15 protein-coding genes are annotated in these 12,153 nt (G+C 47.8%); all 15 read left to right on the top strand.

Going from position 1 to position 12,153, the window contains the following annotated elements; genetic code table 11:
- The first annotated feature begins 24 nt into the window (after nt 1-24).
- The 15 genes from upp (at nt 25) to GX348_01940 (ending at nt 11,680) form a co-directional block, all read left to right on the top strand.
- The gene (gene upp / locus GX348_01870) at nt 25-651 is read left to right on the top strand and encodes a uracil phosphoribosyltransferase (protein ID NLP40934.1); all 627 of its coding nucleotides are present in this window, start codon (nt 25-27) and stop codon (nt 649-651) included.
- A gap of 86 nt (nt 652-737) precedes the next feature.
- Nucleotides 738-1,187, top strand: a complete 450-nt coding sequence (locus tag GX348_01875) for a cytidine deaminase (protein ID NLP40935.1) — start codon at nt 738-740, stop codon at nt 1,185-1,187.
- A gap of 162 nt (nt 1,188-1,349) precedes the next feature.
- On the top strand, nt 1,350-1,988 hold the full coding sequence (locus GX348_01880) for a nucleotide pyrophosphohydrolase (GenBank protein NLP40936.1): 639 nt from the start codon (nt 1,350-1,352) through the stop codon (nt 1,986-1,988).
- Nucleotides 1,989-2,188: 200 nt separating this feature from the next.
- Nucleotides 2,189-3,217, top strand: a complete 1,029-nt coding sequence (locus tag GX348_01885; GenBank protein NLP40937.1) for an undecaprenyl/decaprenyl-phosphate alpha-N-acetylglucosaminyl 1-phosphate transferase — start codon at nt 2,189-2,191, stop codon at nt 3,215-3,217.
- Nucleotides 3,218-3,273: 56 nt separating this feature from the next.
- Entirely contained in the window at nt 3,274-4,431 is a 1,158-nt protein-coding gene (gene wecB / locus GX348_01890) for a UDP-N-acetylglucosamine 2-epimerase (non-hydrolyzing) (GenBank protein NLP40938.1), read from the top strand.
- A 240-nt stretch (nt 4,432-4,671) separates the two neighbouring features.
- Nucleotides 4,672-4,890 carry an AtpZ/AtpI family protein gene (locus tag GX348_01895; GenBank protein NLP40939.1) on the top strand — a complete coding sequence of 73 codons (219 nt, stop codon included), beginning with the start codon at nt 4,672-4,674 and terminating at the stop codon, nt 4,888-4,890.
- 6 nt (nt 4,891-4,896) lie between these two features.
- Entirely contained in the window at nt 4,897-5,298 is a 402-nt protein-coding gene (locus GX348_01900) for a hypothetical protein (protein NLP40940.1), read from the top strand.
- 61 nt (nt 5,299-5,359) lie between these two features.
- Entirely contained in the window at nt 5,360-5,968 is a 609-nt protein-coding gene (atpB, locus tag GX348_01905; GenBank protein NLP40941.1) for a F0F1 ATP synthase subunit A, read from the top strand.
- Between the two features lie 41 nt (nt 5,969-6,009).
- Entirely contained in the window at nt 6,010-6,258 is a 249-nt protein-coding gene (gene atpE, locus GX348_01910) for a F0F1 ATP synthase subunit C (protein NLP40942.1), read from the top strand.
- Between the two features lie 81 nt (nt 6,259-6,339).
- A complete protein-coding gene (gene atpF / locus GX348_01915) occupies nt 6,340-6,843 on the top strand; it encodes a F0F1 ATP synthase subunit B (GenBank protein NLP40943.1) in 504 nt (167 codons plus the stop codon).
- Nucleotides 6,837-7,385, top strand: a complete 549-nt coding sequence (locus GX348_01920) for a F0F1 ATP synthase subunit delta (GenBank protein NLP40944.1) — start codon at nt 6,837-6,839, stop codon at nt 7,383-7,385. The genes atpF and GX348_01920 overlap by 7 nt, the downstream gene beginning before the upstream one ends.
- A gap of 50 nt (nt 7,386-7,435) precedes the next feature.
- Nucleotides 7,436-8,971, top strand: a complete 1,536-nt coding sequence (locus tag GX348_01925; protein ID NLP40945.1) for a F0F1 ATP synthase subunit alpha — start codon at nt 7,436-7,438, stop codon at nt 8,969-8,971.
- A gap of 6 nt (nt 8,972-8,977) precedes the next feature.
- Nucleotides 8,978-9,826, top strand: a complete 849-nt coding sequence (gene atpG / locus GX348_01930) for an ATP synthase F1 subunit gamma (GenBank protein ID NLP40946.1) — start codon at nt 8,978-8,980, stop codon at nt 9,824-9,826.
- Nucleotides 9,827-9,850: 24 nt separating this feature from the next.
- Nucleotides 9,851-11,263 (top strand): F0F1 ATP synthase subunit beta, encoded by a 1,413-nt coding sequence (atpD, locus tag GX348_01935; GenBank protein ID NLP40947.1) that lies wholly within the window; start codon nt 9,851-9,853, stop codon nt 11,261-11,263.
- A 3-nt stretch (nt 11,264-11,266) separates the two neighbouring features.
- Nucleotides 11,267-11,680 (top strand): F0F1 ATP synthase subunit epsilon, encoded by a 414-nt coding sequence (locus GX348_01940; GenBank protein ID NLP40948.1) that lies wholly within the window; start codon nt 11,267-11,269, stop codon nt 11,678-11,680.
- Nucleotides 11,681-12,153: the final 473 nt, after the last annotated feature.

The raw sequence follows: 12,153 nt of genomic DNA on the forward strand, positions 1-12,153 counted from the left end.
AGCCGCCTGACTGGAGATGTTTTGATGAATGCAAAAATTATTGACCACCCGTTGATACAGCATAAATTATCACTCATTCGCGACATAAAAACCGGCCCCAAGGAGTTTCGCGAGCTTCTTGAAGAGGTTGCCATGCTAATGGCCTACGAAATTACTCGGGACCTTCCCCTCGAAGAAACTGAAATAACTACCCCGGTAGCTACCTGCAAGTGCAAAATGCTGGCTGGCAAAAAAGTTGGGGTTGTGCCTATCCTCCGGGCCGGGCTCGGCATGGTAGGCGGTGTCCTAAAACTGATTCCGGCTGCCAAGGTCGGCCATGTCGGCCTATATCGCGACCCGGAAACCTTAAAACCAGTAGAGTACTACTGCAAACTGCCGACCGATGTTCAAGAGCGTGACTTCATTGTTATCGACCCGATGCTTGCTACCGGTGGCTCGGCTTCGACAACTATCGCGATGCTGAAACGGAAAGGCGCTAAACATATAAAACTGATGTGCCTTGTAGCTGCTCCGGAAGGAGTTAAGTTGGTTAACAATGACCACCCCGATGTTGAAATATATGTTGCAGCTGTTGACGAGTGTCTCAACGATCACGGCTATATTGTTCCCGGCCTGGGTGATGCCGGTGACAGGATATACGGTACCAAGTAATCTTAAGGAGACCTGGAGCAAATCCACAGGTCTCCTTTCTAAGTTCTGATATATAGTACAGATTGTATTTACAAGGAAGTGAAATTATGCCTCGCCCCTCTTGGGATGAATATTTTATGGATATTACGCGCGTTGTTGCTGAACGTTCGACCTGCCTTAGGCGTCATGTCGGGGCCGTTATCGTAAAAGACCGGCGGCTGCTGGCGACCGGTTATAATGGTGCGCCACAGGGGCTTGCGCATTGTGAGAAGGTCGGCTGTCTGCGGGAAGAGTGCCATATCCCGTCCGGTCAGCGTCATGAACTGTGCCGCGGGACTCATGCCGAACAAAACGCTATCGTTCAGGCCGCCCTTCATGGCGTCGCAATCGATGGCAGCACCTTATATTGTACGCACCAGCCCTGCTCAGGTTGCACAAAAATGATAATCAACGCCGGTATAAAGCGGATTGTTTACGAAATTGGCTATCCAGACGAACTAGCCGCTCAGCTTATCAACGAAGCAGGGATCGAAAGCATCTGTGTAGCAAAATATTAACCATAACGTACCAGCCTGCCAGGAAATTGTGGCAGGTTTTTTTGTTCCAGAGAAATTATAAGTGGTGAATAATTCACTTAATGGTAATATTTATCAAGCATGTGTACAAACTATTGCCGATGTGCTATTATCGGAGTAGAATGGGAAACTCCGGAGGGGTCTATGATCTCGGCTATTTGTTTGCCTAAGTTAAATAATTTAACGCCGACGCTGCCGTCGACTTTGCTCAAGGCTGTGGAGGAAGCGGGGGAACTGGCGCGGGCGGTACTGAAGTTTTTGCCCTACCAGAACAAAACGGCCGAAGCCGATGAACTGCTGGCCGATGTTGCCGGCGAGCTATTGGATGTTGCTCAGACTTGTGTCACGATGATTTTTGTGATGGAGGACTCCTACGGCATTAAGGCGGATGATCTTATCGGTGTCCACCTAGCCAAGCTTGACGCCAAAGGCTATTGTTTTGACCATCAGAGGGCTTATCGTATTTCAACGACCGGAAATTATAAATACCTTGAATTGCCGAGGCTGGCGATTGCAGATGTTAATCTGCTGACAACCGTTTGCAAGATTCAGGAGGAGTTGGGTGAACTGACTCAGTTTCTTGGCAAAAAGGCTGGAGCCTCAGGGGAACGGCGCGAAATAGATGACGACAAGGTGTATACCGGATGCGCTCTGGAACTTTTAGACGTGGCTCAGTGCTGCTTTACCATGATGTATATTCTGGCAGAAAGTTATAATGTGGATATAGATAAGCTCATTCGTCTGCATATAGCTAAGCTCAAACGCAAAGGTTATTGCGCTTAGATTAGGTGTTTGTTGTGATTAGTGCAACGATATTGGTAAATATTTGTAAGCGTGTTATATTGCTTGTATGATCTGAATATATATAATTGACAGTGAATTTCATCACTTTTGTCGGTAAATCCCGCTATTTGTGCTGTTTGACACTTCAAAAACGGTAGGTTAAAATGGACTTGTTGGTTAGAAATGAGGTGTAAAAATTTATGCAGGCATATTTTGTGGCATTTACGATAGCATTAGCGGTAGCTTATATTGCAACGCCGCAAGTGATAAATCTAGCTACTAAGGCCGGCGCCCTTGATGCTCCGGATGCTCGCAAAGTTCACACTAAGCCAATCCCGCGAATGGGCGGTTTAGCTATATACGCTGGTTTTGTACTGGCAGTACTGGCCAGTATGCATGTTAACCGGGAGATAATGGGCCTGCTTGCAGGCGGTACCTTTATTTTGATAATTGGAATTATTGACGATATCATGCAGTTGTCAGCTAAAGTCAAGCTGCTTGGACAGATTGCTGCCGCCGCTGTACTGGTGCTGTTTGATATTCGAATCGAATGGCTTACTAATCCGTTTGGCGAAATGATTTATGTTGAATATCTGGCTATTCCGCTTACGATTTTGTGGGTGGTTGGTCTGACTAATACTGTAAATCTGATTGACGGTCTGGATGGCTTGGCTGCCGGCGTCTCGACAATTGCGTCGATTACAATATTACTGGTTGCATTGCAGCAGAATTTTTGGTCGGTAGCTATTTTAAGCGCGGCACTGGCCGGAAGTGCGCTCGGCTTTTTACAGCATAACTTTAATCCGGCCAAGATCTTTATGGGTGATACCGGAAGCATGTTCCTCGGTTATATGCTGGCTGCAGTATCGGTCACCGGGGCCGTCAAAAGTGCGGCTACTATAGCGCTGATCGTGCCCATTGTGGCCTTAGGGCTGCCGATTATGGACACAGCTTTTGCAATTATCCGCCGTTATATGAGCGGCAAACCGATTTTTAAACCCGATAAAGGTCACCTGCATCATCGGCTGCTTGAAATGGGACTGACTCAGAAACAAGCTGTACTGCTTATGTATGTTATCAGCGGCTGTCTTGGAATGAGTGCTATCGCGTTAACCGAAGTAAACCGTGCTCTTGGCGCGCTTATCGTAATAGGGCTGGTGGTAGTTGCCTTTTTAGGCGCCAGAAAGATTGGTGTGCTTAAGGCTACCAATTCAGTCGAAAGTCATTAATAGTTAGTAAAGGCGGGCATTGCCCCGCCTTTTGTTGCGAGGAAGGGAGAATGTGCATGCTGCCGATTAAAGTAATGACAGTCTTTGGAACTAGGCCTGAAGCAATTAAAATGGCCCCCGTTGTTCTGGAACTTGCTAAACACCCCGAATACATAAAGCCAATCGTGGCAGTTACCGCTCAGCATCGGGAAATGCTTGACCAAGTGCTCAATCTGTTTAAAATATCGCCTGACCATGATCTTGATATCATGGCGCAGGGCCAGACCTTATTTGATATAACCTGTCGGGCGATGCAGGGGTTGAATCGGGCCATGGCTGAGGAAAAGCCTGATCTTGTATTAGTTCATGGCGATACAACGACAACTTTTGCCGGAGCGCTTGCCGCTTTTTATCATCAGATTACAGTCGGCCATGTTGAAGCCGGACTTAGGACTGGAAATAAGTATTCACCATTCCCGGAGGAAATGAACCGGAAATTAACCGGCTCAGTTACTGATCTTCATTTTGCGCCCACGCAAACAGCCCGCAACAATTTGTTGGCGGAAAGAGTCAATGATGAAAGCGTATTTGTTACCGGGAATACCGTTATTGATGCCCTGTTAGCAACAGTAGACGCTGATTATAGGTTTACCGATGAATTACTGGCGAAAATTGATTATGGTAAACGAATAATACTGGTAACAACTCACCGTCGCGAGAACTTAGGCGAGCCTATGCGCCATGTTTATCAGGCGCTGCGTCAGCTGGTTACCGAGTATGAAGATGTTGAGATTGTTTTCCCGGTGCATCGCAATCCTAAGGTCCGTGAGGTCGTAAATAGTGAACTCGGCGGTCTTGATAGGGTACACTTGATTGACCCGCTCGACTATCAGCCGTTCGCAAATCTGTTAGCCCGTTCCTATCTGGTGCTTACCGACTCGGGCGGAATTCAGGAAGAAGCGCCGTCTCTCGGCAAGCCGGTTCTAGTATTGCGTGATACTACTGAGCGTCCGGAGGCTATTGATGCCGGTACTGTTAAACTCATAGGTACCGATAAAGACCGAGTTTACAGTGAAACCAAGCTGCTGCTTGATAGCCCGGCTGAATACCATCGCATGGCTAACGCCTATAACCCGTACGGTGACGGGCAATCCTCGCGGCGAATTGTGGAGGTTATACTCTGGAAATACGGCTTCCGCTCGCAAAAGCCTGACAACTTTAATTGTGAATTTTAGACTTTAGGAGGCTGCCTGGTGGCGGCCTCTTTTCATACTGCAGAACACTATGTTAACAAATTAACACTCTTTCTGGACAATTTCAGAAGGAATTGTATTATTTTTAGAGAATAATACAAGTTACAGCAACCAAAATGACCTAAATTTGGCATATTATTTTTGGGGGAAAGCAATTGCCTAGTCTAAAAAATTCCTTTTAGGGCATATTATTTCTGGAATGTCATTTAGATGGAGAGTAGCATGAACAAGGGTGATGCTGGTCAAATGCTAAAGGCGTTTAGTTATGTAGGGGCCATTGGCCTCACTATGGCTGCTACAATTGCAGTCGGTCTGTTTGGCGGACGATGGCTGGACAGTTATTTAGAAACAACGCCGTATGCCACTGTCGTAGGTATTATTCTTGGAATGCTGGCCGGCTTATGGTCGGCATATAAGCGAATTATGAAACATAAAGAGTAGGTCAGTATGCAGGAGTTTTTTAACGAAGTTAAACGAACGCTGCTCCATCTGGCAGTTTGGGGTGCCTTGGTGGTCAGCGCGATGTATTTTTCGGGGTCTCTTGCTCTTATACCCGGGTTTATTCTCGGACTTGGCACAAGCATTGTTTATTATCTGCTTATGAGCTACCGGGTGAAAAAGAGTGCCGAACTGCCGGCGGCAAAAGCAATATCGTATATGAGAGCCGGCGGAATGGGCAGATTAATCTTTATCATAGCTATGTTATTCTTGGCAGCTAAACTTCAGCAAATCAATTTATGGTCAGCTGTTGCGGGAATTTTTTCACTGCATGCCGTAATGGTATTCAATGCCGCACTTTTAATCATTAAGGACACTGGCGGCAGAGTTCAAACCCGCGGGAAGGAGTGATGGTGTGGGACATGAAATAGGTGCGCATAAGGTGGCTCAGGTCGGCGGGCTAACCTTTCACATGGATACTTTGATGATGACTTGGATAGTTATGGCACTGGTCATTCTGATCGCAGTACTTGCTACCAGACAGGTGGCTCTGGTGCCGGGAAAATGGCAGAGTGTCATGGAGATGGCCATTGAATGGCTCCTTGAGCAGATGAACTCGGCCATGGGCCCAAACGGCCGCAAATTGGCGCCGCTGGTCATTACGCTATTCTTATTTTTGCTGATATCTAACTGGCTTGGACTGGTACCGGGCTTTACATCACCTACGGCAGACCTAAACACTACACTGGGTTTGGCGCTGATGATGATAACGCTGGTGCATGTTTTAGGAGTTATGCATAAAGGTCTTAAATACTTTAAGCACTTCTTTGAGCCCTATATACCGTTTGTTGTTATAAACATAATTGAAGAGCTGGCTAAGCCAATTACATTGTCTTTCCGTCTATTCGGCAATATTTTGGCTGGCGAAGTGCTGCTAATAATTCTCGGGATACTTGTCCCGTATATTGTACCAACTGCATGGCTGGCATTCAGTGTATTTGTCGGCGTAATTCAAGCCTTCATTTTCACGATGCTTTCTATGTCATATATTGGAAATTCAATCCGCGATGAACACCACTAATTAGTGTACAGAGGGTTATTTCGTTGAAAGGAGGGGGCATTGTGGAAAACGCTATCATGGTTGCAGGTGCATTTATCGGAGCAGGCTTGGCTATTGGGTTGGGCGCTGTTGGTGCCGGTATTGGTAACGGCGCTGTAACCGCTAAAGCAGTAGAAGGCATTGCCAGACAGCCTGAAGCAAGAGGTACTATCTTGGTAAATATGCTTATTTCAGTTGGCTTGATTGAGGCCGTGCCAATTATCGCTGCAGTTATTGCGATCGTACTGTTGTACGCTAACCCGCTGCTGTAGTCAGAAAAGTCCTCTTATAAGGCGGCTAGCAGATTTATCTGCAGCCGCCTCCCTTAAATGCCTGCTGAGGAGGGGTCCTGCTTGATTGAATTAAATGCGACGCTTATAGCGCAGATTATAAATTTTCTTCTTTTAGTGGCAATTTTGACAAAATTAGCTTATAAGCCGCTTATGAAGGCGCTTGAGGAGCGCAAAAATCGAATTGAGGCCAGTATTGACCAAGCTGACCGCGCCCAGAAAGAAGCCGAAGAACTTAAACGTCAATATCAGGAGCAGCTCGCTAAAGCCCGAGCTGAAGCCCAGAATATTGTAGAAAAGGCTACACGTCTGGCTGAACAAACTAAAGATGAAATACTTACTGCTGCTAGGGCTGAACATGCCAAGCTTCTCAAAGAAGCCCAAGATGAAATTAGCCGCGAACGGGAGCGGGCGCTGAGTGAACTTCGAGGCGAGGTCGTAGCGCTGTCGATGGCAGCAGCTACCAAGATTATTGAAAAAAACCTTGATGCTGAAACAAACAGCAAGCTGGTTACTGACTTCATTAATAAGCTTGATGACAAAAAAATAGGTGGATTGCCATGCTAAATGATCAACTGGCAATAAAATATGCCCAAGCATTGTACGAGCTGGCTGGGGAAAAAGAGGCGCTGCCACAGGCTGAACAGCAGCTGACAGAACTTGAACAAGTCCTTGCTACTAATGCTGAGTTGGCAACTTTTTTATACCACCCGCAGGTTGAAGCTCAAGCTAAAAAAGAAGTGCTTGCAGCAGTTTTCGACGGCGAGCTTGCCGAGTTTGTACATAATTTTTTACTGCTCGTCATTGATAAGCGGCGTGAAACGATTTTGCCGGCTATTTTTCGTGAGTTCAAAAGAATTCTTAATGAAGCCCGCAATATTATTGAGGCTGAAGTTACTACCGCTTTTCCTTTAAGCGACGCCGAGCATAACAGCTTGGCCCAAAAACTAGGTACAGTAACCGGCAAGACGGTTATCCTTAATACCAAAATTGATTCCAGTATCTTAGGTGGAGTAATCGTCAAAATTGGCGATAAGCTCATTGACGGCAGTGTGGCCCGTCAGCTTAAGACACTAAAAACAGCTTTGATAAACGCTCCCGGAGCTTAAGCCGTTTTTAAAATGGCAAGCGATGACTAGATTGGGGTGACAGAAGAAGTATGAAAATGAGGCCAGAAGAAATAACGGCTATTATCAAACAGCAAATAGAACGCTACCAAGTCGATCTTAATGTCGACGATGTTGGTACCGTTATCGAGGTGGGCGACGGTATTGTCCGTATTCATGGTCTGCAGAAGGCTATGGCGGGTGAGCTTTTAGAATTTCCCCACAATATTTATGGCATGGTGCTGAATTTAGAGGAAGATAATGTCGGCGGCGTGCTTCTAGGCGGTGAAACGCTGATAAAAGAGGGCGACACTGTCCGCCGAACCGGGCGTATTATGGAAGTTCCGGTTGGCGAAGCCATGATAGGTCGTGTTGTCAACGCGCTTGGACAGCCTATTGACGGCAAAGGGCCAATCAACGCTACTGAATTTTTCCCGGTTGAGCGCCAGGCTCCTGGTATTGCCGACCGTCAGTCTGTTAAAGAGCCGCTTCAAACAGGTCTGAAGCCTATCGATGCGATGGTGCCGATTGGACGCGGCCAGCGTGAACTTATAATCGGTGACCGTGGTACCGGTAAGACGGCCATCGCAATTGATACTATAATAAATCAGAAGGGCAAAGGCGTTATCTGCATCTATGTAGCTATCGGCCAAAAGGCTTCAACGGTCGCGCGGGTTGTTAAGACGCTTGAGGATAGCGGCGCCATGGAATATACCATTGTTGTTGTCGCCTCGGCCTCTGACAGTGCTCCGCTTCAGTACTTAGCGCCATACTCCGGGGTTGCAATGGGCGAGTACTTTATGCAAAAAGGCGGTCACGTGCTGTGTGTATATGATGATCTTTCGAAGCATGCCATGGCGTACCGCGCTATGTCGCTGCTGCTTCGTCGGCCGCCGGGCCGTGAGGCTTATCCCGGCGACGTCTTTTACCTACACTCCCGCCTGCTCGAAAGGGCCGCCAAACTTTCGGATGAACTTGGCGGCGGATCGATTACGGCGTTGCCGGTAATCGAAACCTTGGCCGGTGACGTTTCGGCCTATATCCCGACTAATGTTATTTCAATAACCGACGGGCAGATCTTCCTTGAATCCGAGCTCTTTTACGCCGGAGTGCGGCCGGCCATCAATGCTGGTTTGTCGGTATCGCGTGTTGGCGGCGCCGCCCAAATTAAAGCCATGAAACAAGTTTCTGGCCGCCTAAGATTGGATTTAGCCCAATACCGGGAATTAGCAGCATTCGCCCAATTCGGTTCTGACTTGGATAAAGCTACTAAAGCCCTCCTGGATCGTGGTCAGCGGACAGTAGAAATCTTAAAACAATCACAGTATTCACCGATGTCGGTTGAAGAACAGGTTATGTCTATTTATACAGCTGTCCAAGGCTATCTTGATGATATTCCTACTCACGATATTACCAAGTTTGAACATGAGTTCCTGAAATTCATGCGCAGCAATTATGCCGAAATCGGCAAGAGTATTATAGAAAAGAAGGTCCTAGACTCTGAGACCGAGGCTGCTCTCAAAAAGGCCATCAAAGAGTTTAAAGACACTTTCTTGACTTACGAGGAACATCAAGGAGCTGCGAGGTGATAAACAATGCCTAGCACCCAAGATATCCGGCGCCGGATAAAGAGCATTAAGAACATCCAGCAAATAACCAAGGCCATGAAGATGGTAGCTGCTGCCCGGCTGCGCAAGGCGCAGGAGCGAGCCATTGCCAGCCGGCCGTTTACCGAGAAAATCCGCCAGGTAATGACCAGTGTTGCGCATAATGCCCGAGATGCTGTGCATCCGCTGCTCACCGTGCGGGAGGTTAAACGTACGGCCTATGTAATTCTGAGCTCTGATAAAGGCTTGGCCGGCGCTTATTCATCTAATGTTATGAAAGAAGCTCTTGCCCATATACAAAGCCGTGAGAACACCGGATTTATAACGATCGGGCGCAAGGCACGCGACTACTTTAAACGGCGTAATTTTTCAATCGATGCTGAGTACAGTGGCTTTTCCGAGAAACCTTCGTATATGAATGCGGTAGAAATTGCCCAGCGTGTTGCTGATAGCTTTATTACCGGAGAGTATGACGAAGTATATCTGGTTTATACACAGTTTATTTCGCCTATCAACCAGAAGCCCGAAGTTATTAGGCTGCTGCCGATTGACAGCGGCGTCGAAGACGCATCAGACAAGCATGAATACATATTTGAACCGTCAGCGCCTGAAGTGCTGGATGTGCTGTTGCCGCGCTATCTCGAGACAGTGCTTTACGGAGCACTCTTGCAGGCTGCGGCTAGTGAACTCGGCGCCCGGATGACGGCGATGGAATCAGCCACCGACAACGCTGAGGAGCTTATCTCCAAGCTTGTTCTTAATTACAATAAGGTTCGCCAGGCGACGATAACCCGCGAGATTTCCGAGATTGTGGGCGGCGCCGAAGCGCTGAAATAGCTGGTGAAAAAGGAGGGGAAACCCTTGAGTAATATAGGTAAAGTTGTGCAGGTTATCGGGCCGGTTATTGATATTCAATTTCCGCCGGAACAGCTGCCGGCAATTTACAATGCCATTAATATTTCCGGACAATCTGGCGATGTACAAATCGACCTTGTTGCTGAAGTAATGCAGCATCTTGGTGACAGTACAGTCCGTTGTGTGGCCATGTCCTCGACGGATGGTCTCACCCGCGGTATGGATGCCGTGGATACCGAAGCACCGATTAAAATCCCGGTTGGCAAAGGTACGCTTGGTCGCGTGTTTAACGTACTAGGCCAAGTTGTTGACAATAATCCAGAACAAATCGCTGCTGATGATCACTGGCCGATTCATCGGCCGGCTCCAACTTTTGAACAGCAGGAAACTGCTACGCAAATCCTCGAGACTGGTATTAAAGTTGTCGATCTGATTGCCCCCTATTCCAGGGGCGGCAAAATAGGTCTCTTCGGCGGCGCCGGAGTTGGTAAAACCGTACTGATTATGGAGCTAATCCGTAATATCGCAACTGAGCATGGCGGTTACTCAGTATTTGCCGGCGTTGGCGAACGGACCCGCGAAGGCAATGACTTGTGGATGGAAATGCGTGAATCTGGCGTTATTGAAAAAACTGCGCTTGTTTACGGCCAGATGAACGAACCGCCCGGCGCAAGAATGCGCGTCGGTTTGACTGGCCTGACCATGGCTGAATATTTCCGTGATGTTGGCGGACAGGACGTGCTGCTCTTCATCGATAACATTTTCCGCTTTATCCAAGCCGGTTCTGAAGTTTCGGCGCTACTGGGTCGGATGCCGTCAGCCGTTGGTTATCAGCCGACATTGAGTACTGACGTAGGTGCTTTGCAAGAGAGGATTACCTCCACTAAGAAAGGATCAATCACATCAGTTCAGGCTGTTTATGTTCCGGCCGATGACTTGACTGACCCTGCCCCGGCCGCAACTTTCGCCCATCTTGATGCTACTACCGTGCTTTCCCGGCAAATCGCCGAGCTCGGTATCTATCCGGCCGTTGATCCGCTTGAATCAACCTCGCGGATACTTGATCCTAATGTTATTGGCGAAGAACATTATCAAGTGGCCCGCGGTGTCCAAGAAGTATTGCAGCGCTATAAAGAACTGCAGGATATTATCGCTATCTTAGGCATGGAAGAATTATCGGACGATGATAAGCTGTCCGTTGCCAGAGCCCGTAAAATTCAGCGTTTCTTGAGTCAGCCGTTCTTTGTTGCCGAGACATTTACCGGCATGGCCGGAAAATATGTTCCGCTTAAAGAAACCATCCGTGGTTTCAAAGAAATTTTGAGCGGTAAGCATGATGATTTGCCTGAGACGGCCTTCTTTATGGTCGGTACAATTGAGGAAGCGGTGGAAAAGGCGCGCAAACTGAAGGAGGAGTAGCAAGTGGCTAACAAAATCAGGCTGGATATTGTTACTCCCGAAAAAGTTACCTATAGCGCCAGTGTGAATATGGTTATCGCCCGGACGCTGAGCGGTGATATCGGTATTCTCCCCGGTCATGCCTCATTAATTGGAGCCCTTGCCGTATGGCCGCTTCGTATTTTAACTGATGACGGTGAGGATCAAATTGCTGTTGCCGGCGGCTTTATCGAAGTTCAGCCAGATAAGGTTACGGTACTGGCCAATTGTGCAGAGCTTGCCGAAGAAATTGATGTTGAAAGGGCCGAAACGGCAAAAGAGCGTGCCGAAAGGCGTCTCAAAGAATCTAAGGAAGATCATGAAATGCGACTGGCTGAGGCAGCCTTGCATCGGGCGCTTGTCCGTTTGCAGGTGGCCAAAAATAAGAAGCCTCTATAAAAATGACCGCAGAGTGAAAAGCTCTGCGGTTTTCAGTCGTACATATCATTTCCGTAGCCCGTATCTTCATTAAAAGAATAAACGGGGAAGAAAGGGGGCTGCTTTGTGCAGCCGGTACTTTTTTCTTGATAAAAAAGTACCCAAAAAATCAAGGACCTGTCCTCCAGCGGCCTTGGAAAAAGACCTCACTTGCGGAAAGTCCGAAACTCGCTGCGCTCAGACAGTCGGACTTTCTTATCGCAAGCAAGGTCTTTTTCCATCCTTCGGACCGGCCGCTTCCGTAATGGTCCGTAAGGGAGTACGAACGGGGTAATGTGAAAGATGACGACTCTAAGTTATACTCGTTTCCTCATACCCCCGTGCCTATCGGCCCTTTCTGGAAAAAGCCGTTCCGCAAGGACGGGAAACCGTGCGGCTTACGTTAAAAAATCCCGACTGTCTGAGCCGCAGGCGAGTTTCGGGATTTTAGTAAG

It is taken from the genome of Veillonellaceae bacterium (assembly GCA_012523975.1).
In the GTDB taxonomy this organism is placed as follows: Bacteria; Bacillota; Negativicutes; order JAAYSF01; family JAAYSF01; genus JAAYSF01.